Here is a 25,389-nt window from a genome sequence, read left to right as displayed (position 1 = left end):
GAGCCGGTATTTTTATGCTCTCGAATGGCGGCGAACGTATTCTTCCACGATTTTCAGGTCGTTGTGAAGAACTGTGAAGCTTTCTTTTCGTTCCATCAAGTCCGAAAGCCATGCAGGAAGCTGCGGTTCGACACCGCTTGCAGCCTTTACAGCATCAGGGAATTTGGCCGGATGTGCGGTTGCTAGGACAACCATAGGCGCTGCATTGGACACATTTTCGCGAGCGACCTTCAGGCCAATTGCCGAATGCGGATCAAGCAGATAGCCGTCCGCCTCAAGCACGGATTTGATCGTTTCCGCGGTCTCATCGACCGTCGAGCGGCCCGCAGAAAATTCGCTGCGGATCGCCGAGAGCGGCTTTTCGGAGATCGAGAAACCGCCCGACTGTTTCAGGCTGTCCATCAGGCCGCGCAGTGCTGCTGCATCGCGTCCATGTGCTTCGAACAGGAGGCGCTCGAAGTTCGAGGAAATCTGGATGTCCATCGAAGGCGATGTCGTCTGTGCAACGCCGCGCATTTCATACGCGCCGGTTTCCAACGTGCGTGAGAGAATGTCGTTATCGTTGGTGGCGATAATCAGCTGGTCGATGGGGAGACCCATGCGCTTGGCGACGTAGCCCGCGAAAATATCGCCGAAATTGCCCGTTGGTACGGTGAAAGATACCGCGCGATCCGGCGCGCCGAGGCTCAGCGCCGCCGTAAAGTAATAGACGACCTGCGGCATGATGCGCGCCCAGTTGATCGAGTTTACACCCGAAAGCGACAGCGCATCGCGAAACTGTAGGTCGTTGAACATGCCTTTCACAAGGTTCTGGCAGTCGTCGAAATTGCCTTCGATGGAAAGGGCATGAACGTTGGAGAAGCCGGACGATGTCATCTGACGCTGCTGCACCGGCGATACGCGACCGTTCGGGAACAGGATAAAGATGTCGGTATTGTCGCGACCGCCGAAGGCTTCAATAGCTGCGCCACCCGTGTCGCCCGATGTGGCGCCGACGATAGTTGCACGTTCGCCGCGTTGTGCCAGCACATAGTCCATCATGCGAGCGAGAAGCTGCATGGCGACGTCCTTGAAGGCGAGTGTCGGGCCGTGGAAAAGCTCAAGCACGAATTCATTAGCGCCGGTTTGAACCAGCGGGCAGACTGCATCGTGACGGAAAGTACCGTAAGCTTCATGCACCATACGGCGGAAATCCGAATGCGGAATTTCGCCATCGACAAATGGAGTGAGCACGGCCAGCGCGATATCCACATAGGATTTTCCGCGCAGGTCGCGGATCTGTTCTGGTGAAAACTGAGGATAATCCTGTGGCAGATAGAGACCGCCATCCCGGGCTAGACCGGCGAGCAATGCATCGCTGAACCCCAGGACCGGCGCTTCCCCACGCGTGCTTACATATTTCATTTCTTGGGCCTTCATTTCGGATCGGAGCGGTTTTGAGCCGGGTAATGCAATAGAGCGTCCCTAAAAAAGCCGCAAGGTTTTAAAGCATGTTGACGCGGATGGGGGTTGCTCTCTGGAGCAAAAAACGGGAAAACGTCATCGCGCTACACACATGCGTGATGTAAAAGACAGGTCGATCAGTGCAGGGAAGCCCGGTTTATGCAAACAGCACCACAGAATCGTTCATCGTTGTTTCCAGTCTTTGCAACGGTTTTGCTCGCAGCCCTTGCAGGCTGCACAACCAGTGGCACTGATAAGGCCGCCGACGGAGGTCCAGGTTCTTCCTTGACCACTCCCGCCGCCACTGGCGACCAGCGCATCAAGGAATCCGAGTTGCGCGCCTTCTGTCCTTCGGTTTCGCTGCGTGACGGCACGGCCTTCTTCAATACATATGAGAAGGGCGGTGACAAGGATCCCGCGCGTGTGATCTATCAAGCCGCCCTGACCGATACGACCCGCGCCTGCCAACATGGCGCAGGGACCATGACGATTGATGTCGCTGCTGCCGGTAAGGTCGTACCCGGACCAAAATACAAGAGCGGCACCATCACTATGCCAATCCGTGTTGCCGTCCGCCAGGGCGATCAAGTCATCTATTCCAAGCTGCACAAGCAGGCGGTTACGATAGCCAATGGAGATACCGCAACGCAGTTTGTCTTCAATGACAAGGCAATCACCGTGCCGACGGCGGACAAAAACAATATCCAGATTTTTGTTGGTTTTGACGAAGGTCCGTACAATACCAAGTAAGGAATTTCCGATAGGTATTTACTGACAGTATAATTCTTTTGAGTAATGCGCGGAGATTTTATCCCGCGCATTAATTATTGATATTTTATTTTTGGGTGAACTGTCGATGGGTCTGCTGAGTTCTCTTATTTTAATCCTGCATTAATGACAGTTTGAATGGTAATCATGCGATCGATCTGTTCCGTGTTATGATTTTTAATGTCGGGTTTTTAGTGGCATCATTAGGCGGCAGCGATAGCTGGAGACGTTAATACCCGGGCATACTGTGATATATTCTAGGGGCACGGATCATATGCGATTTGATCACAGTAAACTTCTACAGCCTGTTCCGCTTATTTTGCTTTTTATGCTGTTTCTAGGTGCAGCTTTCGGGCAGTGGGTAGGTAACAGATTTCGAATAGTCGATGAAGAGCGGCACATGAATATTTACATGGCCGCGTTGGTTGCTCATGCTAATCGTCTGGCCATTTCGGCCCACGAAACAATCGACGCAGCCAATCGTTCCCCCTATAAAATGTGCTCCGCGGAAGAAATGACCTATCTGCGCAAGCTGGTTTTTTCGGGATATCATATCAAAGATATTGGCAGGTTCCGTGGAGATCGCCTGATCTGTTCGACGCTTCTTAGCGATATTCCAGAGCAGCCAAGCCGATCGCCTGCCGACATTCATTTGAGCGATGGCACCTATGTTTATGGCGAGAGATCTCTGATTACACCGGGCAGCCTTGGTTCGGTGATCGGTAATGGCGGGGCCAATGTTGTATTAAGTTCTGTTGCATTCGATCTACTCCACACGCCGCAATACGGCTTCGCTGTTTATATGCGCGACGCGGATCTGAAACATTTCGCACGCCTTTACGGCTATCCCTCAGGCAATCTGCCAGCCCCGAATTTCACTGACCTCGGGCGAAAATACGATGTTTTGAGAAAAATCATCACGGAATATCGTTGCGATGACAACACCGGCATCTGCATTGCTCTCGAAGTGCGGCTGGACAATTCCAGTGCGTCAGCCCGATGGAAATCCTTCATAGCAATCAGTTTTGGTCTGATTATCAGTGCTTCTCTTGGCTTGAGCTGGTTTGCTTATCGTAATCGCGAGCGTCCTCTGGCTTCCATGCTCAACAAAGCGCTGAATGCCCAGCAGCTTGAGATGGTCTACCAGCCGGTGGTCAATGTGGCAGATGCTAAAGTGACAGGCTTTGAGGCCTTGGTGCGTTGGCAGCTGCAAACCGGTGATCTGATTCCGCCTGACGTATTTATCGCGGAAGCAGAAGAGAGAGGCATGGCCGGCCGGGTAACAGCCTATGTCGTCGAACGTGTTATCGAGGAGATGGGGGATTTGCTCCGTCGCAACCGGAACATTCAGATCAATATCAATATTACTGCGAGTGACGTCCAGGCGTCGTTCTTCCAGAACAGTATCCAGCCGAAACTGCGCGATGCAGGTATCGATCCCAGCCAGATCGGTCTTGAGCTTACAGAACGTACAGCGGTGGATTTCTCGAAAGCGTCGGAAGGAATCAGACGGCTTCGTGAACAGGGCCACAGGGTCTATATCGACGATTTCGGAACGGGTTATTCAAGCCTTGCCTATCTTGGCGAGTTACAGATTGATGCGATCAAAATTGACAAGGCATTCACGCGCACCGTCTGTACTGATAGTCAGACGGTGTCTATCGTTCCGCAGATCATATCGATGGCGCGGCAGCATAATCTTGACCTTGTCATTGAAGGGATCGAGACAGAAGCCCAGGCTGATTATTTCCGCAAGATGAAAACGCCGATGACTGCGCAAGGCTGGTTTTATGGCAAACCTATGCGTGCCGATGACGCCGTGACGCTGGTAACCACCGGTTCGCCCAAAGCCAGGCAAAAGCGTAGGAAAGCTGTATCGAGATCTGTTTGAATGAAATGGTCTGTAGAAAAATGCGGATCGATAAAATTCTAATTAAATGCGACTGCCTGCGTGAAATGAATGGCAACAGGTTTACGCTAGTGTGTTCTCATGAAACACAAATATGAACGCATTCTCGAGCCGACGGACACCTGGGCGATCTTCGATACGTCCACTGGCGAACCCGTCATCATGGGAACCCGTATGCTGATCGGCCTCTCGGAGAGCGAAGCCGAAGAGCTTCTAGCAATTCTCAATGCTCCGCCCAAGGGGCGCAACAAGCAATCCGCCGCCTGACAAAAGCCAGGCGTCGGATTAATTCACTCAGGCATCGGTCCAGACGGACAGGGCCTCGATAACGCTCGGCAGGTCCTTGTGGCGATGGATGACGGTTTCCGCACCGGCATCGGTCAGCTTGTCGGCATGCCCCGGATAGGTGTGAGCACCACCCGTAAAGCCGATCACACGCATGCCAGCGGCGCGAGCGCCCTGAATGCCATGTGCAGAATCTTCAATCACGATGACATCTTTCGGATCGACTCCGAATTGCTTGGCCGCATAAAGGAACACGTCTGGCGCAGGCTTGGTCTTTTTAGTGCCGACTTCCTTGGCCGAAAAGATGTTCGGCACAAATAGTTCGTAAAGGCCGACACGTTTCAGCATGCTTTCCAGCCGATGGCTGGTCGAGTTAGAGCAGATGCACTTCGGCAGCTTTAGCGCCGAGACCACTTCCACGATATCCTCAACCGCCTGAACTTCGTTCTCGAGTTTCTCGTCCAGAATCTTTTCAGACTTGTCGAGAAGCGATGCTGAAAGTGGAATTCCGGCTTCGCGCTCTACCGTCAGAAGAATATCCTGCCACGTCAGACCGGCAAAACGCTCGGCCATTTCATCAGCTGCGATCTGATAACCAGCTTCGGTGAGGAGGGCGGATTCGACTTCTGCCGCGATGATTTCGGAATCCACCAAAACGCCATCGCAATCGAAAATGATGAGGGACGGTGCCGCCATGATCATAGCCTTTTTATTGGGAGGAGTGGGCACCGGCAGCAGCCGGAAACACCGCGATTGAGCTACACCTTTATGGCGAAGCCGTCAAATCGCGGCTGGTTCGAATTCAGACCTCACCGGAAACTTCACGGCGTCGCCGGTCCAGTTCTTCGCTGTAGCGACGCAGCGTGTGCGCTTCACTGAGAAGACCGAGCACTTTGCGCTCCTGCGCATTGTTTACAACAGCCAGCGCTTCGCTTTCTGCCCGGTCGAAACGCGCGACGGCCTCCTTGGCATTCATCTGCGGCAACAGGAACTCATCCTGATATTTGAGAAGCTCGCTGATATTGTGCTCTCCGTCGGATGTGTCGAAGCTGTCGGAATAGACTTCCGGAACAGGGATCATGCCGACATAGCGTCCTTCAGCATCGACCGCGATCACGCGTTGGGTCGATCCTAGCGGGAAATCATGCCGGAATGTTTCGATGTCGGTATCTATCAGGACGGTCCGGACATCGTGACGCATCATCCGGTTTACGGTTAGATTGCGTATCCAGCCGATATCGTGGGCGGACCGGATGGCCTCGCCACGGAGGTGGAAACGCCATGTTGCGAAGGAGTAACCGAAGGTCTTCCGCACCATCAGCGAGGACGAGACGACAGCTCCGAGGACTAGCATTGCGATTGGAAAATCGCCGGTAAGTTCCAATGCAAGGAAGGTCATGGTCATCGGACCGCCAACGACGGCGACGGCAAGTGAGCTCATGCCGATAACTGCATATACTTCAGGCGCAAGTGCCAAACCGGCAGGTAAAACTGCTCCGGCCACGGCTGCAAACAGCTTGCCCGTCAGTGCCCCCAGAAATAGCGATGCGAAGAACAAGCCCCCACGAAAGCCAGCACCGATGGAGACGGCGGAAGCGAGAGACTTGGTGAAGATCAGCAGCAACAATGCCGGTATTGTAATGTTTGCATTCAGATCGAGGTGCAACGCTCCGTGGCCCGATGCCAGAACCTGCGGAGAAAAGAATGCGATCATACCGACAACGGCACCACCGATTGCTGGCGCCAAAACATTGGGCACTACGCTGCGTCGGGCGGCCGTTTCAACAAAAGTGACTCCACGCATGATGAGAATTGCAATACCTGCCGAAAAGAAACCCAGAACGAGTGCTGGCACGTAGTCGCGCGGCGTGATGTCGTTTATCTGACCGATATCGATGATGAACGGCGCCCCACCGATTGCCTGGGTCACCAGTGCACCAACTATGGCTGCCACGACCACGGGCGCCAGCGTGGCAATCGAATAGACGCCGATGATGAGTTCGAATGCATAGAATGCACCAGTCAGCGGGGCGTTGAAGGCGCTTGCAATGGCAGCGGCAGCACCACAGCCGACGAGTGTTCGCAAATCTGCGCGACGAAGCTTGAGCGCCCGGCCGATACGGGATGCGAAACCGCTCGCAAGCTGCGTATAGGCAGCTTCAAGCCCGACCGATGCGCCAAATCCATTGGAAATCAGGTTTTGTCCGACGAGAATGAAGCTGTCTGTCAGCGAGAGACGTCCGCCATGGAGCGCATTCGCCTCGATAGGATCGACGATGGGGCGTTTGCGCCAGCGTGCGAGAACCCAAATCACGATCCCCATCAAAATGCCGCCTGCGAGTGGCGCGATATAGGCGCTGGGTTGCAGTGATGCCGCCGAGCTCAGTTTCTCGCCGGGTTCAAGCGCGAAGATTGCCTGATGCATCCATTGGGAAATGCTGCCAATCGCTGCAACCATCAGCCCTGAAATAATGCCGATGACGGTACCAGCTATAACGAGACCTATTTCGCTGCCGCGAACCAGTGCACGCATGCGAAAGGGTACAAAGAGAACCCGCAAATACCGGTTATGTCGCAGTTCAGCGATATTCATCATAAAATACACCGGGCACGCGGGCGGCCCGCATGCCCGCCACGCAAATTCAGAAGTTGACTGCCGATTATAGGCAAAAAGGAATAACCAAGCCTTATCAAGGGCCAGAAGTTAAAGTTACAATTGCATAGCGATCACGGCGTTAAGATGACGGGCGGCAAAATGTCGAATGTCAATTAACCTTGAAAAGCCCGGAACTGCGGACTTTCCTCCTCGATTAAGAAAAGATTTACGATTTCAATCACTTGGCGTTAACTGCATATTTACCCTGCCCGGTAACCATAAGGACAAGTTTTTTGCGTCCACAGGTAATCGAGTATCCCATGTCTCTTGTACGTCTTGCACATGAGTTGCCCATCGAGGCTCCGCGTACCGCGTGGCTTGACTCCATCATCAAAGGTGATTGCGTAGCGGCTCTGGAACGCCTGCCGGATCATTCCGTGGACGTCATTTTTGCCGATCCTCCCTATAACCTCCAGCTGGGTGGCGATTTGCATCGCCCCGATCAGTCGATGGTCAGCGCAGTTGACGATCACTGGGATCAGTTCGAGAGCTTTCAGGCTTATGATGCCTTCACGCGTGCATGGCTTATGGCCTGCCGTCGTGTCCTGAAGCCGAATGGCACCATCTGGGTCATCGGTTCCTACCACAACATCTTCCGGGTCGGTTCGCAGTTGCAGGATCTCGGCTTCTGGCTCCTGAATGACGTCATCTGGCGCAAGACGAACCCGATGCCGAATTTCCGCGGCCGGCGCTTCCAGAACGCCCATGAAACGCTGATCTGGGCTTCGCGCGATCAGAAGGGCAAAGGCTATACCTTCAATTATGAAGCGATGAAGGCCGCCAATGACGACGTACAGATGCGCTCGGACTGGCTCTTCCCGATCTGCACCGGTTCCGAACGCCTGAAAGACGAAAATGGCGACAAGGTTCATCCAACCCAGAAGCCGGAAGCATTGCTTGCCCGCATCATGATGGCCTCTAGCAAGCCAGGCGACGTCATTCTCGATCCGTTCTTCGGTTCCGGGACAACGGGTGCGGTTGCCAAGCGCCTCGGACGCCACTTCGTCGGTATCGAACGCGAGCAGAGCTATATCGATGCAGCAACAGCGCGCATTCATGCTGTAGAACCACTCGGCAAGGCCGAACTGACGGTGATGACCGGCAAGCGGGCCGAACCGCGCGTGGCGTTCACCAGCGTTCTCGAAGCTGGCCTTCTTCGCCCCGGCACGGTGCTTTGTGATGAACGTCGCCGTTTTGCTGCCATTGTTCGCGCCGATGGTACGCTGGCTGCCAACGGTGAAGCGGGTTCAATCCATCGTATCGGTGCAAAGGTTCAGGGCTTTGATGCCTGCAACGGATGGACTTTCTGGCACTACGAGGAAAACGGCGCGCTGAAGCCAATTGATGCCTTGCGCAAGGTCATTCGCGACCAGATGGCAATTGCAGGCGCTTAAAGCACATCCCGAAAGGTGCGAAGCGGTTTTCGGATAAGATGCGCAAACGACAAGTTATCGGACGGCCTCCAGCATAGTCTGATAGTGAGGCGCTCGAAGCATCGGCTTCGGGCGCCTTCGCTATTTTAGGTTTAGAAAGTGAGGCCCAATGCTTTCAAATCGGCGCTCAGCTTGTCCGCATCCGTAAAATGCAGGGCCTGCCATCCGGCCTGTCTGGCGCCATCCACATTGTGCATCGTGTCATCGATGAAAAGCGTTGCCGCAGGATCGAGGTCGAACGATGCAACGTGATAATCGTAGATTTCCCGGTCAGGCTTCAGCATGCGGACGTCGCCCGATACGGTAACACCTCGGCTTTCTGTCAGAAATGGAAAGCGTGTTTGCGCTTCGCGGAAAGTGTCTGAAGCAAAATTCGTCAGCATGGTGACGTCATTACCATTGTCGATCAGGCCGTGCAGAATGTCGACACTGTCCTCGTACGCATGGGGAACCATGCGGTTCCAGTTTTGCCTGAAGGCACGGATATGATCGCTTTTCTCCGGATATGTATTGATCAGGAATTTTTCCGCTTCCTGCCAGGTTCTGCCGCGATCCTGCTCGATATTCCATGCACTGGTGCAGATGTTTTCCAGAAACCAACGCCGTTCCGAAGCATCGGGAATGACATCCAGATAGGCCAGCTCAGGATCATAGTGGATCAGGACCTTACCGATATCGAAGACAACGTGCTTGACGGGACTACTCAATGGTTTCTCCTCCCTTGTTTGAAAGCTTCTGGTATGGCAGCGGTGATCGCCTTTTTCATGACGGTTGGCAGTGCTTCGTCCGAAAGCTCATCTGGTTGGGACCACCACCCCTCGGTGGACAAAGCCTTACTTACATTCTCAGAGCGATAGACCGACAATCGCAGTTCAAAATGCGTAAAAACATGCGTGATTGAACCGGCAGCGGTCCATTGTGCCGGGAACGGTGCTGCATCGATTGTTGCATCTCCGTCTATACGCGCGGTCCAGTGACTGCCCGGAACCTCGGTCATCCCGGCAAGCAATCCTTCACCCTTTCGCTTGCGCAGGAGGATTGAACCATCTCCCGCAATGGCGACGAATGCCGCGCCGGTGCGAACGGGTTTTTCCGCTTTGGGCGCTTTGACCGGAAACGTCTCCGGATCTCGAGATTTGAGAGCCATGCAATCATCATTGAGCGGGCAGATCCCACAGGCCGGGCGTCGCGGCGTACAAATGGTGGCACCTAGATCCATCATAGCCTGAGCGAAATCTCCCGGCCGGTCGTTCGGGGTCAATTGCCCCATAAGTGCGCGGATTTCCGCCTTCGCTGCGGGTAAGGGCGTGTCGATTGTGTAAAGGCGTGAAATTACACGCTCCACGTTGCCGTCAACGACGGCAACCGCTTCGCCAAAGGCAATTGCTGCAATCGCGGCGGAGGTGTAATCCCCGATGCCGGGCAGATCCTTCAATGCAATGGCGTTGTCCGGAAATCTACCGCTATGCTGCGAGGTTACGGCGTCAGCACATTTCTTCAGATTGCGCGCACGCGAATAATAACCGAGCCCGGCCCATGCCCGCAGAATATCGTCTTCGCTTGCCTGTGCCATGGCCTGAACTGAAGGCCAGCGTTCAACGAACTTCATGAAGTATGATTTGACCGCCTCGACTGTCGTCTGCTGAAGCATGATTTCGGAGAGCCAGACCCGATAGGGATCCGGTTTTGCGCCGGATGCCTGTTCGGCAGGACCTACACGCCACGGCAAAACGCGATGGTGTCGGTCATACCAGCGCAGGAGCTTTGTGCTTTGATCGGAAGGGACAGAATTTAGCATGAAAAAGGCATCGGTTAACAGTTGGGCTGCATTCTGATTAATGCCTTATTTTTACAATTGATAGAAACAATGCTGTGCATATCGGAGCCTAGAGCTTAGAAGTCTCGCATGAGTCTCCTGATGTGCCCCATTGGAAAGAGAATAAGTGGACCATTCTGTACCTGTCTATGTCATCAATCTTGCGCGGTCACGGGATCGCTGGGACAGGTTGAAATCCAATGCGGATGCGCTTTCGATCGAACTCCGGCGCGTGGAAGCCGTCGAGGGCAAGCTGTTGTCTCCGGAAGAACTGACGGATTTTGATGATGCAGGATTCCGCCGTTGGCATGGTAAAGTGGCGTTGCCTGCGGAAATCGGCTGCTATTTCAGCCATATAGGGGCATTGGAAACCATAGCCATCGCGCCAGAACCGTTCGCTGTTATCGTGGAAGACGACGTCGTTTTTACCTCTGCATTTCAACCGTTCCTGACGCATTTGACGAAGGTGACGGGTTGGGATGCGATGAAGCTTGTTAATCACAGAGTAGCTGCGTTTCGATCCTTTCAAAGAGTTGACGATCAGTTCTCCATAGGTCGCTGCCTGCATGGTCCGCTGGGTAGTTCAGCGGCATATGTCGTAACCCGTGAAGGTGCGTCGAAAATGCTAAAGGCACTCCGTCCCATGCGACTGCCTTATGATGTCGCATTGGAAAGAGGGTGGGCTGGCGCGTATCAAATTTTTACGACCGACAAGCCGGTCGTCGAGTTTTCCGATATCGCGATTTCTACGATTGCTCAGGGGCGCGCTACCTACGCCAAGAAGCGACTACCGGCATACAAAAGGATAAGCACCCTTTTGTTTCGAGCAACTGACTATGCCAGACGAATCGCCTACGCTCTTCATAAGAAGAGCTTAAGAGAGGGCCAGGGTTGAGTTATTTTAAAAAGTCTTTTCTGATGCGTCGCCGAGTGGACTCTTGGGTCATCGGGGCTGCGTCGGCAGCCATGCCCGTTCGCATCGGGCTTGGACCGCTGATACTTTTCATCTTTTCATGCATCGGTATTTATCTTGCCTGCGGACGTCACGCAACGACGCGTATGTTCGCCAAGAAATTCTATCTCTTTATAATTTTATATGCCGTCTGGTCATTGGGTTTGATCCTGTTTCGCGGTGAGCCTTTCCAGGACAATCGACAGATCGGCTATACTCTGCTGATCACAATTTTCGCTTTTGCCGGGTCAGGAATGGTGCTCGTTCGCGATCCATTGCGAGCCTATGTTCTTGGCTCACGTGTGGGTACTTTGCTTGCTGTTATCGTCGCGCTTTATCTTGCCGTTACTAATGGCGGGCGTATTGGCGTTGGTGGCAATCAGGCAGTTTTTGCATTTGTTGCAGCAGTGGCCGCGATCTCAGCTGCAATTCCGTTGCGCAAGGCCCCGCGCTACTTGCCGAACGGTCCACATTGGCTGGTTCTGGGGTTCACCGCAGTTTTGACCTCTGAAACACGAGCAGTCATCGTGGTGTTGCCGATATTTGCAGCCGTAGAAATCCTTATTTTCCTGAGGCGGTTCAGCATCAGGCAACAGGGAGCGGCTTACGCTGTACTGTTTGCAGCAATCGCGGCTCTTGTCGTTGTCGGTCCCGTCGGCGATATAATCTCCAAACGGTTTTCCGGAATGGTTGAATATTACGACACCGGCAATAGTTCCAATTGGGAGGATAAGGTTTCTGCTGATATCCGCGAGGCAATGTGGAAAAGCGCGTCCAGTGTTATCGTGGCGCACCCGTTTACAGGCGTTGGTTCCTATTCAAAAATGGAATATGTGCGGGCTGAGGCGGGAGACAAGGCTGCGATGCTGGACGGTTTCCGCCATGTGCACAATACGGTCCTCGATGAATTGCTGAACGATGGCATTGTCGGTCTCATCTTCATGGCTGGCGCTTTTATCTCGATCTTCGTCTATCTGTGGCGAACTGCCGACAGTTGGGCGATGCGGCGAGCCTTGGTTTACTTCGCGGTGGTGTGTGGCAGTTACGGCATGTTGCACAATCCACTTTTGCACGAGGTCACCATATCCTCGACCATGTTCTTCCTCGCAGCATTGAACGCTGCTGCATCTCGGCGGGTCATGGCGGCAAGGCGCACAGGACTCACTTCGTATATTTTTGGAAAGAAATCACCGGCATGAAAGCGATTGTAACGGGTGCAGCCGGATTTATCGGGTTTCATACGGCACAGCGTTTGCTGGATGAAGGCTGGCAGGTCATCGGCATCGACAATGTGAACGACTACTATCCGGTCGTATTGAAAGAAACCCGCCTTTCCAAGCTTCATATGCGTGACAGCTTCCGGTTTGCGAAGGCAGATATCTCCGATGCAGAAGCGTTCAACACGGCAATCGGCTCTGATCGAGATGCGGATGTCATTGTGCACCTCGCAGCACAGGCAGGTGTGCGATATTCCATTGAGAACCCAACGGCCTATATTTCTGCCAATGTGCAGGGGCAGATAACCGTTTTCGAAACCGCATTGAGAATGGAGAAGCGTCCGCCTGTCGTTTATGCCAGCTCATCATCGGTCTATGGTGCAAATGAAAAGGTACCTTTCTCCGAAAGCGATCCTGTCGATCACCCTGTTTCGATCTATGCTGCAACAAAGCGCTCCGGCGAATTACTGGCCTACTCATACCGTCACGTGCACAAACTCTACTCCACCGGTTTGCGTTTCTTTACGGTCTACGGTCCCTATGGGCGGCCTGACATGGCGCCGTGGCTGTTCACATCCGCGATCCTTAAAGGCGAGCCGATCCGCGTGTTCAATAATGGTGAGATGCAGCGGGACTTCACGTTCGTGGAGGATATCGTCAGTGGTGTGATTGGCGCGGTGAGACGTATTCTCGCCAAGCCTGAAGATACAGCGCCCGTTTATAATCTCGGCAACAATCGGCCGGTCATGCTCAACGATTTTATTGCCGCGATTGAAAAAGCGACCGGCAAGGAAGCGATACGCAAGCTGGAGCCGATGCCTGCTGCTGATGTGCCTCGCACCTATGCCGACATAGCACTTGCTGCACGTGACCTTGGCTTTAGCCCGAAAACCACGCTCGATCAGGGTATTCCTTTGTTTGTGGAATGGTTTCGCGGCTATAATGGAGCGCGATGAGCGAACCAACATCCAGACGCGGTTTCAGACCGCTGGCAGATATGGCTTCGGGTCTGGTGGATCCGATGCTGCAAAAGCGTGCCGGTATCAATCTCGCCTTGCTTCAGTCATGGGAAGATATTGTCGGTCCCGCCATCGGCGCAACCTCACGCCCTTTGCGTATTATCTGGCCGCGTCGTCTGCGCGAGGATGATCCGTTTTCACCTGCAACGCTGATTATAGCCTGCGAAGGGTTCGCAGCCCTGCAGGTTCAGCATGAAACAGGCGAGATCATCAGCCGCATCAATGGCTTTCTCGGCTTCTCCGCAGTTGGGCGCATTCGCATCGAGCAGAAGCCGCCGATCATCCCGGTCAAGCGCCGCGTAAAGCGGCTGGCACCGCTTGGGCCTGCCGAAGAGCGTCGCATCGAAAAGGCTACGGACGGTATCGAAGACGATGCGCTTCGTGCAGCTCTTGCGCGCCTTGGCAAGAACATTCTCGCAGAGAAGCGGACAGCGGGTCGAAAAGACAAGGATAGTTGAATTTGGCTCGCTGCCATAAATTTGATGCAAGCTTTCAGCAGTTTGTGTTTGGCATCCTGGTTTATTGTCGCAAATTTGAAGACAAATAATCCAAGGTGCTGACTTTCATGTGAACGCTGTGGGTCTAGCGAAGTGCGGCCTGCCGCTTTAGATTGTGTGTCGAAGTCAACTATTGAAACAGGACTGGATGATTCGGATGCCTGCAGCGTTTAATCGCAGACACGTTATTTCTCTTGCTGGAGCGGCCGCTGCCGGGCTGGCTTTTGCCGGTGGCGCGAATGCGCAGCAGCGCGATCCTGAAGGCACTGTCGATGCGGCCAAGATTGCCGAACCCGGCAAGCTCAAGGACATGGTCTACGGCAAGGCTGATGCGCCGGTCACCATCGTTGAATATGCATCGCTGACCTGCCCGCACTGCGCGGATTTCACGATCAATACATTCCCGAAAATCAAGGAAAAATATATCGATACGGGCAAAGCACGGCTCATCTTCCGTGAGTTCCCGTTCGATCCGCGCGCGACCGCCGCTTTCATGCTCGCACGCTGCGCACCGGAAGACCGTTACTTCCCTATGGTCGACGTTTTCTTCAAGCAGCAGCAGCAGTGGGCGACCGCTGAAGATGGTGAAGCAGCTCTCCTACAAATTGCAAAACTTGCCGGTTTTACACAGGAGTCCTTCAAGGCTTGCTTGACGAACCAGCAAGTTCTCGATGATGTGAGAGCAACGATGGAGCGTGGATCGAAGGATTTCGGTGTGAGTGCAACGCCGACTTTCTTCATTAACGGACAAAAATACGCTGGAGCGCTTTCGGTTGACGAAATGTCGGCAATCATCGACAAGCTTCTCTAATCCGTTTTTCAGATCGAAAAGCGGGCGCTCCTCTGCGCCCGCTTTTTGCGTTTCTGAAGTCATATTGGGAGGGGCATTCTGATGCGCTTCTCCAAGCTGCGCCTTGTCGGTTTCAAATCCTTCGTCGAGCCCATGGAGTTCGTCATCGAAGGCGGACTGACCGGCGTCGTCGGCCCGAATGGCTGCGGCAAGTCCAATCTGGTTGAAGCGCTGCGCTGGGTGATGGGTGAAAACTCATACAAGAACATGCGCGCCTCCGGCATGGACGATGTGATCTTTTCCGGCTCGGCCACGCGGCCCGCACGCAATACTGCGGAAGTCACGCTTTTTCTCGACAATTCTGACCGCACCGCGCCTGCAGCTTACAATGATGCGGACGAATTGCAGATCTCTCGCCGCATTGAACGGGAGTCGGGATCGGTCTATCGCATCAATGGCAAGGAAGCGCGCGCCAAGGACGTGCAACTTCTCTTTGCGGACCAGTCCACCGGCGCACGTTCACCGTCGATGGTCGGGCAGGGGCGTATTGGTGAGCTTATTCAGGCAAAGCCTCAAGCCCGTCGTGCGCTTCTGGAAGAAGCGGCTGGCATCTCGGGCCTGCATACGCGCCGTCATGAGGCCGAGCTGCGCTTGCGTGCTGCTGAAACCAATCTCGAGCGTCTGGACGATGTGGTTGGCGAACTTGGAAGCCAGATCGAAAGTCTGAAACGTCAGGCGCGTCAGGCGAACCGCTTCAAGGCACTTTCCGCAGATATTCGCCGAGCGGAAGCCGCACTTTTGCATTTGCGCTGGTCGCAGGCAAAGATGCAGGAAGGCGAGGCGCAAAGCGCTCTGGCGCAGGCAACCTCGACTGTCGGTGACATGGCGCAAGCCCAGATGAACGCGGCGAAAGTACAGGCGGTCGGCGCGCACAAACTGCCCGAACTGCGTGAGGCTGAAGCGAAAGCCGCCGCCGCATTGCAGCGTCTTTCCATCGCCAGAACTCAGCTTGATGAGGAAGGTGACCGTCTTCGTGCTCGCCGGGCAGAGTTGATAAAGCGTCTTGAGCAGCTTTCCGCCGACATCGCGCGCGAAGAAGAAATAATGCGTGAGAACGCCGATATTCTGGCGCGTCTCGATGACGAAGAACAGGAACTGATCGTTTCCGCCGAAGAATCCGGCGAGCGTGATCAGGAACTGCATGCACTGTTTGAGGAAGCGGAAGTTCGCTTGCAGGATAGCGAGAACGCTTTGTCCCGCGTGACGGCTGAACGTGCCGAAGCTGTCGCAGAGCGCGTGCAGATCGAACGGGCATTGAAGGAAACACGTGATCGTCGTGACCGCCTTTCTGTCCAGATGGAAGCGATCGAGCGCGACATTGCTGCTGTCGCGGAACAGATCGGTGGCCTGTTCGATCCGGCGGAAAAGCGGATCGTGGTCGACCGTTGCACGGAAGCACTGGCATCGGCCGAGGAACTGGTTGCCAGCGCGGAAGAGCTTGTTGCAAGTGCACGCGAAGCGGAAGCTGCCAGCCGCCAGCCTTTGAGCGAAGCGCGCACGGAGCTGAACCGTATCGAAACGGAAGCGCAGACGCTGGCCCGCATTCTAAATGCGGGCGAGACGGGACAATTTCCGCCAGTGGTGGAAGAACTGCGTGTCGAGAAAGGCTATGAAGTAGCACTTGGTGCGGCACTCGGCGAAGATCTCGATGCAGCCAGCGATGAACACGCGCCGGTCTACTGGGCTTACAATCCCGCAGCCAATGCCGATCCCGCTCTGCCCGACGGCGTGACACCTTTGGATCGGCTGGTAGAAGGCCCGCAGCAATTGCGCCGTAGACTGGCACAGGTCGGCGTTGTCTCGGAAAGTGAAGGCAAGCGCCTGCAGGCCATGTTGCGGCCCGGCCAGCGGCTTGTCAGCAAAACTGGTGCGCTTTGGCGCTGGGATGGTTATACAGCGAGCGCCGATGCGCCGACCCCGGCAGCCCAGCGACTGGCACAAAAAAACCGGCTGGCGGAACTAGAACAGGAAGCGATTGCAGCGCGCAGGCGCGTCGAACAGGCCGAGCAGGATGTGCTACGCATAGAGGCCTGCGTCCGCGAGGCTGTAGAGCAGGAGCGTGTTGCACGCGATCAATGGCGTGCCAACCAGCGCAAGCTTGATGAAGCGCGTGAGGCTCTCGCGGTTGCGGAACGTGCAGCAGGCCAGTTGGCAACACGCCGTGCCGGTCTGGAAGACAGCAAGGCGCATCTGGAAGAAAATCTCGAAGAAGCGCAGATCCGTGTCACGGAAGCCGAAGAGCGGCTTGGCGAAATGCCGGATATCGATGCGATTGGCGAACGCCTTGCCGCATTGAGCAGCGAAGTCATGTCGGACCGCACGGCTCTGGCAGAAGCGCGCGCCGCCTATGATGGGCTGCGGCGCGAGGCTGATGCTCGCAAACGGCGGCTGGAAATGATTGCGCTGGAGCGCCGCAATTGGAAATCCCGCGCCGAAAATGCTGACCGCCATATCGCAGCCTTGAATGATCGCCGTGCGGAAACGGCGGATGAGGCGGAGGCGCTTGCGGAAGCGCCTGACGAAATCGAAAGCCGCCGCCGGGCACTGTTGAACGAGCTTTCGCAGGCTGATGCTCTTCGAAAACAGGCTGGCGATATTCTGGCCGAGGCTGAGGCTGCGCAGGCGGAACTCGACAAGACGGCGACCCTTGCCATCCAGCAACTGGCGGCAAGTCGCGAACAGCGTGCGCGTGCCGAAGAACGTCTTGCAGCGGCAGAAGAACGACGCAAGGATGCCGAAGCCCGGATCGCCGAAGCGCTGAACTGTCCACCGCACGAGGCTATTCGCCAGACGGGTTTAAGGCCGGATGAGGCTTTGCCCGATCCCGATCAGCTTGAACGCCAGTTGGAGCGGTTGAAGATTGAGCGGGAGCGGCTCGGTGCAGTCAATCTGCGCGCCGACGAGGAACAGGAGGAACTTTCCGGACGCCTCGATACTATCGTCTCCGAGCGTGAAGACGTGATTGAGGCGATCAAGAAACTGCGCCAGGCGATCCAGAGCCTCAATCGCGAGGGACGCGAACGCCTGCTGGCTGCGTTCGACGTGGTGAACGTACAGTTCCAGCGCCTGTTCACGCATCTCTTTGGCGGCGGCACGGCTGAACTGCAACTGATCGAAAGCGACGATCCGCTGGAAGCCGGTCTGGAAATCCTCGCCCGTCCGCCCGGCAAGAAGCCGCAGACCATGACGCTGCTGTCTGGCGGCGAGCAGGCGCTGACGGCCATGGCGCTCATTTTTGCGGTGTTCCTCACCAATCCGGCACCGATTTGCGTGCTGGACGAAGTGGATGCACCGCTCGATGATCATAATGTCGAGCGCTACTGCAATCTGATGGATGAAATGGCGGCTTCGACCGAAACGCGCTTTGTGGTCATCACGCATAACCCGATCACCATGGCGCGCATGAACCGTCTCTTCGGCGTGACCATGGGCGAACAGGGTGTGAGCCAACTCGTTTCGGTGGACTTGCAGACCGCGGAACAGCTTCGCGAAGCAAGCTAAACATAATCTCTAAGGAGGGCGGTATGAGCGGCGATCATGACCATGGAGACGTCAGCGATACCCCGCTTCCGAGACTATGGATCGCCTTTGCGCTGACCAGTCTTTTCATGATCGCCGAGATCATCGGCAGTTTCGTCACCGGCAGTCTCGCACTTTTATCCGATGCCATGCACATGGCGACAGACAGTTTTGCGCTTCTCCTTGCCCTGATCGCCATCTATCTGGGCCGACGGCCAGCTGATATCCTTCGCACCTATGGCTATGCCCGCTTTGAAATTCTAGCGGCAACGGTCAATGCGCTTCTGTTGCTGGGTGTGGCTTTCTATATCCTCTATGAAGCCTATGAACGACTTTCGCGCCCCGCCGATGTGCAGTCCGTGGGCATGATGGTCGTTGCCGTGCTTGGCCTGATCGTCAACCTGATGTCCATGCGGGTCTTGATGGGGCACAAGGATGAAAGCCTCAACGTCAAGGGCGCTTATCTGGAGGTCTGGGCGGATATGCTCGGCTCCATCGGCGTGATTATCGGCGCTGTGGTCATTTATCTGACCGGATGGGAATGGGTGGATTCCCTGATCGCCATCGGTATCGGCTTCATGGTCTTTCCGCGCACATGGGTTCTGCTCAAGGAATGCATCAATATTCTGCTGGAAGGGGTTCCGGCTGGACTGGACCTGAATGATCTGCAGAAAGCCGTTCTGGCGGTTCCCGGTGTGGGGAACCTCCACGATCTTCATGTCTGGTCGCTGACCAAGAACCAGAAATCCCTGACTGCGCATATCGTGCTGGCCAATGGGGCAGACAGCGAGATCGTGCGTCGCGCGGTTGAGCAGGTATTGCAGGAAAAGTTTGATCTCCACCACACCACCTTGCAGATGGAAACGGTAGATCGCGCTTCCGTCGAGCATATTCACTAAAGCTCGATATACTGCCACCGCAAACGGAATTACCGGTCGCTCCAGACAGCCAGTTCATTTCCGGCCGGATCGGTGAAATGAAAACGCCGTCCGCCGGGGAAAGAGAATATGGGCTTTACGATAGTGCCGCCCGCCTCGGTAACCGCTTCCAGCGCACTTTCCAGCCGCGCAGCGAAGAGTACGGGCAAAGGCTTTGCCGTAGCTTGCCCATCGGCGTCAAATCCGCCATCCAGCCCTTCCGAAAATGCTGAATAGGTCGGGCCATAATCTGTGAAAGACCAGCCAAAGGCCCGTGCATAGAAACTCTTCGTCGCATCAAGCGATCCGTTTGCCGCGGGCATTTCCAGATAGTCGAGCTTTCCTGTGATACGCATTGCATTCACCCTTCATGTTCACTATTTGTTCATTTCTGGCTGAAGGTTACAGGTTTTGTCAAGGCAAAGGAACAAGGCTAATTTTCTCGTGCCGTTAATCCAGTGCCTCTAACATCGTTTTGCGGCCATCGCGCAAGCGCTAATACATCGTTGATGTTGCCTGGTGTCTCGCCATTTCTATCAGCCTGAAGAAACTTCTGATCAACGGAAGATGGCTAGGGGCGAGCCACAATTGCTATTCGAAATTGAGTTTTCCGCGAGCGGTATTGAACAGGGATATGTTTGCCTTCACTTGAAGCCGCTTATCTGGATTCCGCACGATTAGATCTACGAGATGAGATCTCTACCTGCCTGTTCATACATAGAGAAATTCTATGATTGAGATTAACTGTATGAATATTTTCATGTTTGCGTATTTGGCTGATTTGTAAGTTCATGCATTTTCGTCCGGTACTGACGGTCTTTCTTCAGCAGAAAGCTACCTAAACTCAAATTTGACTATATAAAATATTTATAGTTTAATCATCTCGACGGTCAACGTTGGGTGACGTTTCTCCTATGGGGCTGTCTTCGGACGTTTGTTCTAGTGGAGCCTAGTCGCTGGCATTGTCAAATGGACAGGAGAATATTGTGGCGATCATGTTCGTGCGAGCGCAGATGATCAGCAGAGGGGCAGGACGTAACATTATCTCTGCGGCCTCTTATCGTCATCGCACCCGGATGAGAGACGAACAGACCGGAACCTTGTTTAACTATCGCGGCGACGATGATTTGGTCCATGAAGAACTGGCTTTGCCGGAAGATATTCCAGCGTGGCTGCAGACTGCAATCGAGGGGAAAACGGTGGCTGCGGCAAGCGAGACACTGTGGAATGCGGTTGACGCATTTGAGACGCGTGTGAACGCACAGTTTGCCCGCGAATTGATTATGGCACTGCCGGAGGAACTGACGCTTAAGGAAAACATCGCCCTGGTGCGTGAGTTTGTGAGAGACCAATTGACCGCAAGGGGCATGATCGCCGACTGGGTCTATCACGACAGGGACGGCAATCCACATGTACATGTTCTGACAACGCTCAGGCCCCTGACAGCGCAAGGGTTCGGCCTCAAGGTCATGCCTGTCCCCGGCGATGACGGAAAGCCACTGCGTGTGGCGGCCGGGGACCAGCCGAAGGGCAGGATCGTCTACACAGTCTGGGCGGGTAACAGGGAGACGATGAAGGCATGGAAGATCGCCTGGGCGCAGACGGCCAGCCGGTATCTGGCACTGGCTGGCCGTGACATCCGCCTTGACGGTCGTTCCCATGCCGAACAGGGACTTGAGGGGATTGCCCAGCGGCATCTGGGACCCGGAAAGTCGGCGATGATGCGCAAGGGCGTCGAGATGTATTTTGCACCCGCCGACCTGGCACGCCGGCAGAAAATGACCGCCCGGCTGCTTGCCGATCCGGGGCCTCTCCTCAGGCAGCTCGGCAATGAGCGCTCCACCTTTGACGAGAAGGATATCGCAAGGGTGATACACCGCTACGTCGATGATGCGGCAGACTTTGCCAACATCCGTGCACGACTGATGGCCTCTCCTGATCTGGTGCTCCTGAAACCGCAGCAGGCCGACCCGATGACTGGCCCGATGACTGGTCGTGTGAATGGCCGGGTGACTGGCGAGGCAACGGAACCGGCGATCTTCACCACCCGCCAGATCCTGCGCACCGAACATGACATGATGCGTTCAGCCGATATCCTGTCGGGGAGGAGGGGGTTCGGGATTTCGGACGCAGGACGCGCGGGCGCAGTGCGTTTCGTCGAGGGGGACAATCCGCTGAAGCCGTTCAGGCTGGATCCCGGGCAGATTGAAGCCATTCGGCATGTGACGGGCGACAGCGGCATCGCTGCTGTCGTCGGTCTTGCCGGTACGGGCAAGTCGACATTGCTTGCAGCTGCACGCCTTGCCTGGGAGCGCGGGCATCACCGTGTCCTTGGCGCGGCACTTTCCGGCAAGGCTGCCGAGGGGCTGGAGGAGAGTTCCGGTATCAGATCGCGAACGCTTGCCGCGTGGGAGCATGCCTGGAACAACCGGCGTGACGGGCTGATGCGCGGTGACATCCTCGTGATTGACGAGGCAGGCATGGTCTCGTCGTTGCAAATGGCACGTGTGCTGGATGCTGCAGAAAAGGCTGGCGCCAAGGTTGTTCTGGTCGGCGATGCCATGCAGCTTCAGCCGATCGGGGCCGGTGCGGCTTTCCGGGCAATAGCGGAACGGATCGGTTCTGCCGAACTTGCCGGTGTGCGCCGGCAACAGGATCAATGGGCACGTGATGCCTCAAGTCACCTCGCCCGCGGCGACACCGCAGCCGGACTGGAGATCTACGCCAGACGCGGGCATCTGGTCGAGGCGGAAACCCGGGATGCACTGATCGGGCGTCTGGTCAGGGACTGGACGGATGCGCGGCGGAAACTGATCCCGCCATCACAGCCGGGACGAGGCGTGTGGCCCGGGAAGGGGATCGCAGCACCAAACGGTGGTGGCCAGTTGCGGGGTGATGCGTTGCTGGTGCTGGCGCACACCAACAGGGATGTCCACAGGCTGAATGAAGCCTTGCGCAAGGTGATGAGGGAAGAGGGAGCGCTCGATGGCGCGCGCAGCTTCCGGACGGAGCGGGGCATGCGGGAGTTTGCTGCAGGCGACCGGATCATCTTTCTCGAGAACGCCCGTTTCCTCGAACCGCGTGCAGGGGGGAACAGTCCGCAATATGTCAGGAACGGCATGTTCGGCACGGTGGTCTCGACCGGCAATGCGTTGCGCGCGCCGCTTCTTTCTGTCCGGCTCGACAGCGGCAGCGGGATTGTTCTCAGTGAGGACAGCTACCGCAACATCGATCACGGCTATGCCGTGACCATCCACAAGTCGCAGGGCGCGACGGTCGACCGGACCCTTGTGCTTGCCAGCGGCATGATGGACAGGCACCTGACCTATGTGTCCATGACCCGCCATCGTCACAGGGCTGATCTTTATGCTGCACGCGAGGACTTCAGGCCCGGACGCGAGGACAAGGCCCCTGTTGACCACGCGAAGGGGATCACCGGCGAGCTGGTCGAAACCGGGGTGACAAAATTCCGGCCCGGGGATGAGGACACGAATGATACGCCCTATGCCGATGTGCAGGTTGATGGCGGGAAGGTCCATCGCCTCTGGGGTGTCGGTCTGCCGGCAGCCCTGTCGGCTGCGGGAGCTTCCAGAGGTGATATGGTCACGCTTCGCAAGGATGGCGTCGAGACCGTGAAGGTAAAAATTGCAGTCCCTGATGCGCAAGGCGGTGAAAGACGCCTTGAGGAACGCACGGTTGAACGCAATGTCTGGACGGCCAGGCTGCATGAAGTCACAGATGTCCGCCGCAAAAGCATTGAAGGGGAAAGCCACACGCCGGAATTGTTCCGGCAACTGGCCAGACGCCTCGGGCGTTCGGGCGCCAAAACCACGACGCTGGATTTTGCTGGCGAGGCTGGCTACCAGGCACATGTCCGGGACTTTGCCCGCAGGCGTGGCATTGAAGCACTTGCCGAAGTGATGGCCGAAACAGGGGCAGGAGCACGACGCCAGCTGGCGTGGCTGGCACAAAAGCGCCAGCAGGTGGCAATGCTGTGGGAGCGGGCAGGTGCGGCGCTCGGTTTGGCAATCGATCGGGAACGCAGGATCTCTTGTCATGAGAGGCAATCCGGAAGATTCCCCATACAGAATCCGACAGCCCGGATGTCCGTGGATCGAAATTCTCCGGGTTCGTCCCGGACCCGGCCGACTGGCAATATCGGGCAGGGCTCGAAAGCTCGCAACATACCGCCGCTGCTTTCTGCCGTGACAGGGTTTACAACCCCGGTGGAGGTTGAGGCGCGCGAGAGGGCATCCGCGGCAGCCCACTACCGCCATAACCGAACGGCACTTGCCAAAACGGCCTCTCATCTCTGGCGGGAACCCGCCAGTGCTGTCGATACGATCGAGGCACTGATCCGGAAAGGCATTGCGGGCGGGCGGATTGCGGCAGCCATTGCCAATGATCCTGCGGCCTATGGTGCCCTGCGCGGCTCCAGTCGGCTGAGGGACAGGCTTCTGGCCGGTGGCCGCGAGCGAAAGACAGCACTGGAAGCCGTGCCGGATGTGCAGGCAAGTGTCCGCTCGCTGGGATCGGGCTGGGCCTCAGCCCTGAAGGCTGCAACGACAGCAATCGCCGCAGAGCGTCAGCAGATGGCAACCGCCATTCCCGGATTGTCAGAAGAAGCCGGTGAAGAGCTCCGTCGCATCACAGCCGCGATGCAAGAAAAGGACGCACGGCCTGATATCCTCGCCGGTTCGCTCGAACCGCATGTTCGTCGGGAGTTTACAAGCGTCAGCCGCGCCCTTGATCTCAGGTTCGGGCGCAATGCAATCCTGCGCGGCGACAGTGACAACGTCAATCGTGTGTCTCCCGCACAACGTTCCGTCTTCGAGGCGCTTCAGGACAAGTTGAAGATTTTGCAGCAAACAGTTCGCCACCAAGAAAGCCAATGTGTCATGACAGAACGCAGGCAACGCAACATCAATCCGGAGCAGAGCTTATCGCGTTAAGCCGAACGTGATACCTGACATTCGAAGATTTCTGTTAGAACGGTTGGGAAGCCTTCCAAGTTTGTCGACAGTTGCAAGATCACTGGACGAGGCATCATGAATCCCAAATAGCGAGAGACCAGATTAGTCAGTCGTTCTCCATTTGGTATAGAATCTAAGTTGGTCTCATTTTATCCAGATGTTGAGAACACAGTTGCTCTATTTGGGTGATGAGCAGGTTAATCTGCTCTAGGAGCCAGCGCAGCGCTTCCTCGGTGATGTCAAAATGCGGCGAATAGCGCGCTTTCACATAAGCTTCGTTGACGATATTGAACCAGGCTTTGTAACGCTGTTGGTCCTGAGGCCAGGCTTTGGCGAGCTCGTTTTTTTGTCCTTCGGCAAGACGGCGTAGAAATTTGAGATTATGCGAAGCTGGTGAATAATTCGTGGTAACCAGTAGAAAAGTTGAATAGGCCTGCTCGACTGCTTGATGCAGGATGAACGCAGCCTCGTTCAACTCGCCATGGTCGATGCCAAGCTCACCCCATCTGACAAAAGCTTTTGCATGCGGCAACCGTCGGTCGAAATACTCTTTCGCGATGCGATAGGCATCTTTGGGATTAAGAGTGCCGGGTTGGGCGAGCGGTTCGGGCTCGAGTTCGTAAAGCACGATGCCTTCCCGACGGATGTCCGTAAAGAAATATCGCCCTTCCTTAATTCGTGTGTTTACCTCCCGGAGCGAGTGCACGATGAAATTCACAGGTGTTTGCACATCGCGAAGCCGCATCAACCGGTCCTCCGCTTTATGCCAATATGTTTCGAAATCGGCCAGTTTTCGGTTGTTGACGATAATCAACAGATCGAAATCTGAACGGTAGCCTTTGCCAGTGTGCGGTTCGTCAACCTGTGTGCCGCGTGCATATGATCCGAACAGAATAATTTTCAGAATCCGACCGCGTTTTTTAAACTCAGCTGAACCTTCCTTGAGTGCGTCGTCGAACTCCTCAAAAAGAATCTCTACAATACGCCGCAACTCGTGCTGCTTGACGTAGGGCAGGTGATCGATACGGTCTTTCATCAGCACGGGGGGCACCTGTCAGTTTGAAATTCGGACGGACGATTTTGCATGTCGGTACAGGATGCAAAATTCAATGAGGGGGATCAACTAAACGATTGC

Annotated in this window: 19 protein-coding genes; 12 read left to right on the top strand and 7 right to left on the bottom strand. The window is 55.5% G+C overall.

Annotated features, from left to right (window positions below; genetic code table 11):
- Nucleotides 1-12 precede the first annotated feature (12 nt).
- Complete coding sequence (gene thrC / locus AC1RHM_RS15365; protein WP_029925493.1) at nucleotides 13-1,404, bottom strand: threonine synthase; 1,392 nt, start codon at nucleotides 1,402-1,404, stop codon at nucleotides 13-15.
- 198 nt (nucleotides 1,405-1,602) lie between these two features.
- Between thrC and AC1RHM_RS15360 the strand changes: the two genes are divergently transcribed.
- The 3 genes from AC1RHM_RS15360 to AC1RHM_RS15350 all read left to right on the top strand — a co-directional run bounded on the left by AC1RHM_RS15360 (nucleotide 1,603) and on the right by AC1RHM_RS15350 (nucleotide 4,387).
- On the top strand, nucleotides 1,603-2,193 hold the full coding sequence (locus AC1RHM_RS15360; RefSeq protein WP_010658415.1) for a hypothetical protein: 591 nt from the start codon (nucleotides 1,603-1,605) through the stop codon (nucleotides 2,191-2,193).
- Nucleotides 2,194-2,485: 292 nt separating this feature from the next.
- A complete protein-coding gene (locus AC1RHM_RS15355; RefSeq protein ID WP_162998247.1) occupies nucleotides 2,486-4,102 on the top strand; it encodes an EAL domain-containing protein in 1,617 nt (538 codons plus the stop codon).
- Between the two features lie 99 nt (nucleotides 4,103-4,201).
- The gene (locus tag AC1RHM_RS15350; RefSeq protein WP_010658417.1) at nucleotides 4,202-4,387 is read left to right on the top strand and encodes a hypothetical protein; all 186 of its coding nucleotides are present in this window, start codon (nucleotides 4,202-4,204) and stop codon (nucleotides 4,385-4,387) included.
- 27 nt (nucleotides 4,388-4,414) lie between these two features.
- On the opposite strand, the gene AC1RHM_RS15345 is transcribed toward AC1RHM_RS15350, so the two are convergent.
- On the bottom strand, nucleotides 4,415-5,101 hold the full coding sequence (locus tag AC1RHM_RS15345; protein WP_010658418.1) for an HAD family hydrolase: 687 nt from the start codon (nucleotides 5,099-5,101) through the stop codon (nucleotides 4,415-4,417).
- A gap of 106 nt (nucleotides 5,102-5,207) precedes the next feature.
- Nucleotides 5,208-6,998, bottom strand: coding sequence for a chloride channel protein (locus AC1RHM_RS15340; protein WP_029925486.1), 1,791 nt, complete (start codon nucleotides 6,996-6,998; stop codon nucleotides 5,208-5,210).
- A gap of 323 nt (nucleotides 6,999-7,321) precedes the next feature.
- Here AC1RHM_RS15340 and AC1RHM_RS15335 point away from each other — a divergent pair, with 323 nt between their 5' ends.
- Nucleotides 7,322-8,455 carry a site-specific DNA-methyltransferase gene (locus AC1RHM_RS15335; protein WP_492332583.1) on the top strand — a complete coding sequence of 378 codons (1,134 nt, stop codon included), beginning with the start codon at nucleotides 7,322-7,324 and terminating at the stop codon, nucleotides 8,453-8,455.
- Nucleotides 8,456-8,586: 131 nt separating this feature from the next.
- On the opposite strand, the gene AC1RHM_RS15330 is transcribed toward AC1RHM_RS15335, so the two are convergent.
- Nucleotides 8,587-9,201: an HAD family hydrolase gene (locus AC1RHM_RS15330; RefSeq protein ID WP_492332582.1), complete on the bottom strand. Its 615-nt coding sequence runs from the start codon at nucleotides 9,199-9,201 to the stop codon at nucleotides 8,587-8,589.
- The gene (mutY, locus tag AC1RHM_RS15325) at nucleotides 9,198-10,292 is read right to left on the bottom strand and encodes an A/G-specific adenine glycosylase (RefSeq protein WP_492332581.1); all 1,095 of its coding nucleotides are present in this window, start codon (nucleotides 10,290-10,292) and stop codon (nucleotides 9,198-9,200) included. The genes AC1RHM_RS15330 and mutY overlap by 4 nt, the downstream gene beginning before the upstream one ends.
- A 145-nt stretch (nucleotides 10,293-10,437) precedes the next feature.
- On the opposite strand from mutY, the gene AC1RHM_RS15320 reads away from it, so the two are divergent.
- The 7 genes from AC1RHM_RS15320 (at nucleotide 10,438) to AC1RHM_RS15290 (ending at nucleotide 19,263) form a co-directional block, all read left to right on the top strand.
- A complete protein-coding gene (locus AC1RHM_RS15320) occupies nucleotides 10,438-11,205 on the top strand; it encodes a glycosyltransferase family 25 protein (RefSeq protein WP_010658423.1) in 768 nt (255 codons plus the stop codon).
- Nucleotides 11,206-11,240: 35 nt separating this feature from the next.
- On the top strand, nucleotides 11,241-12,461 hold the full coding sequence (locus tag AC1RHM_RS15315) for an O-antigen ligase family protein (RefSeq protein WP_235822938.1): 1,221 nt from the start codon (nucleotides 11,241-11,243) through the stop codon (nucleotides 12,459-12,461).
- Nucleotides 12,458-13,435, top strand: a complete 978-nt coding sequence (locus AC1RHM_RS15310) for an SDR family NAD(P)-dependent oxidoreductase (protein ID WP_492332580.1) — start codon at nucleotides 12,458-12,460, stop codon at nucleotides 13,433-13,435. Before AC1RHM_RS15315 ends, AC1RHM_RS15310 begins: the two co-directional genes overlap by 4 nt.
- Nucleotides 13,432-13,956 (top strand): DUF721 domain-containing protein, encoded by a 525-nt coding sequence (locus tag AC1RHM_RS15305; RefSeq protein WP_010658426.1) that lies wholly within the window; start codon nucleotides 13,432-13,434, stop codon nucleotides 13,954-13,956. The genes AC1RHM_RS15310 and AC1RHM_RS15305 overlap by 4 nt, the downstream gene beginning before the upstream one ends.
- 196 nt (nucleotides 13,957-14,152) lie before the next feature.
- The gene (locus AC1RHM_RS15300) at nucleotides 14,153-14,806 is read left to right on the top strand and encodes a DsbA family protein (protein ID WP_010658427.1); all 654 of its coding nucleotides are present in this window, start codon (nucleotides 14,153-14,155) and stop codon (nucleotides 14,804-14,806) included.
- Nucleotides 14,807-14,887: 81 nt separating this feature from the next.
- Nucleotides 14,888-18,346, top strand: a complete 3,459-nt coding sequence (smc, locus tag AC1RHM_RS15295) for a chromosome segregation protein SMC (RefSeq protein WP_492332579.1) — start codon at nucleotides 14,888-14,890, stop codon at nucleotides 18,344-18,346.
- A 23-nt stretch (nucleotides 18,347-18,369) separates the two neighbouring features.
- Nucleotides 18,370-19,263 (top strand): cation diffusion facilitator family transporter, encoded by an 894-nt coding sequence (locus tag AC1RHM_RS15290; RefSeq protein WP_492332578.1) that lies wholly within the window; start codon nucleotides 18,370-18,372, stop codon nucleotides 19,261-19,263.
- A gap of 29 nt (nucleotides 19,264-19,292) precedes the next feature.
- Here the strand turns inward: AC1RHM_RS15290 and AC1RHM_RS15285 are convergent, their stop codons facing one another.
- Complete coding sequence (locus tag AC1RHM_RS15285) at nucleotides 19,293-19,637, bottom strand: VOC family protein (protein ID WP_043062658.1); 345 nt, start codon at nucleotides 19,635-19,637, stop codon at nucleotides 19,293-19,295.
- A gap of 630 nt (nucleotides 19,638-20,267) precedes the next feature.
- Here AC1RHM_RS15285 and traA point away from each other — a divergent pair.
- A complete protein-coding gene (gene traA, locus AC1RHM_RS15280) occupies nucleotides 20,268-24,233 on the top strand; it encodes a Ti-type conjugative transfer relaxase TraA (protein WP_492332577.1) in 3,966 nt (1,321 codons plus the stop codon).
- Nucleotides 24,234-24,387: 154 nt separating this feature from the next.
- Here the strand turns inward: traA and AC1RHM_RS15275 are convergent, their stop codons facing one another.
- Nucleotides 24,388-25,290 carry a nucleotidyltransferase and HEPN domain-containing protein gene (locus AC1RHM_RS15275; RefSeq protein ID WP_492332576.1) on the bottom strand — a complete coding sequence of 301 codons (903 nt, stop codon included), beginning with the start codon at nucleotides 25,288-25,290 and terminating at the stop codon, nucleotides 24,388-24,390.
- Between the last annotated feature and the right edge of the window lie 99 nt (nucleotides 25,291-25,389).

Source organism: Brucella sp. GW823-FHT04E01 (assembly GCF_058796175.1).
The sequence above is the reverse complement of the archived record's forward strand: the minus strand, read 5'-3'. Positions and strand labels throughout refer to the sequence as shown.

Excerpts from the sequence above, each read along its gene's own strand:
- AC1RHM_RS15355 (WP_162998247.1), top strand. The coding sequence starts at position 2,486 with ATGCGATTTGATCACAGTAAACTTCTACAGCCTGTTCCGCTTATTTTG.
- AC1RHM_RS15300 (WP_010658427.1), top strand. The coding sequence starts at position 14,153 with ATGCCTGCAGCGTTTAATCGCAGACACGTTATTTCTCTTGCTGGAGCG.
- AC1RHM_RS15285 (WP_043062658.1), bottom strand. The coding sequence starts at position 19,637 with ATGCGTATCACAGGAAAGCTCGACTATCTGGAAATGCCCGCGGCAAAC.
- mutY (WP_492332581.1), bottom strand. The coding sequence starts at position 10,292 with ATGCTAAATTCTGTCCCTTCCGATCAAAGCACAAAGCTCCTGCGCTGG.
- AC1RHM_RS15360 (WP_010658415.1), top strand. The coding sequence starts at position 1,603 with ATGCAAACAGCACCACAGAATCGTTCATCGTTGTTTCCAGTCTTTGCA.
- AC1RHM_RS15290 (WP_492332578.1), top strand. The coding sequence starts at position 18,370 with ATGAGCGGCGATCATGACCATGGAGACGTCAGCGATACCCCGCTTCCG.
- AC1RHM_RS15310 (WP_492332580.1), top strand. The coding sequence starts at position 12,458 with ATGAAAGCGATTGTAACGGGTGCAGCCGGATTTATCGGGTTTCATACG.
- AC1RHM_RS15305 (WP_010658426.1), top strand. The coding sequence starts at position 13,432 with ATGAGCGAACCAACATCCAGACGCGGTTTCAGACCGCTGGCAGATATG.
- AC1RHM_RS15335 (WP_492332583.1), top strand. The coding sequence starts at position 7,322 with ATGTCTCTTGTACGTCTTGCACATGAGTTGCCCATCGAGGCTCCGCGT.
- AC1RHM_RS15275 (WP_492332576.1), bottom strand. The coding sequence starts at position 25,290 with ATGAAAGACCGTATCGATCACCTGCCCTACGTCAAGCAGCACGAGTTG.
- AC1RHM_RS15345 (WP_010658418.1), bottom strand. The coding sequence starts at position 5,101 with ATGGCGGCACCGTCCCTCATCATTTTCGATTGCGATGGCGTTTTGGTG.
- thrC (WP_029925493.1), bottom strand. The coding sequence starts at position 1,404 with ATGAAATATGTAAGCACGCGTGGGGAAGCGCCGGTCCTGGGGTTCAGC.
- AC1RHM_RS15350 (WP_010658417.1), top strand. The coding sequence starts at position 4,202 with ATGAAACACAAATATGAACGCATTCTCGAGCCGACGGACACCTGGGCG.
- AC1RHM_RS15340 (WP_029925486.1), bottom strand. The coding sequence starts at position 6,998 with ATGAATATCGCTGAACTGCGACATAACCGGTATTTGCGGGTTCTCTTT.
- smc (WP_492332579.1), top strand. The coding sequence starts at position 14,888 with ATGCGCTTCTCCAAGCTGCGCCTTGTCGGTTTCAAATCCTTCGTCGAG.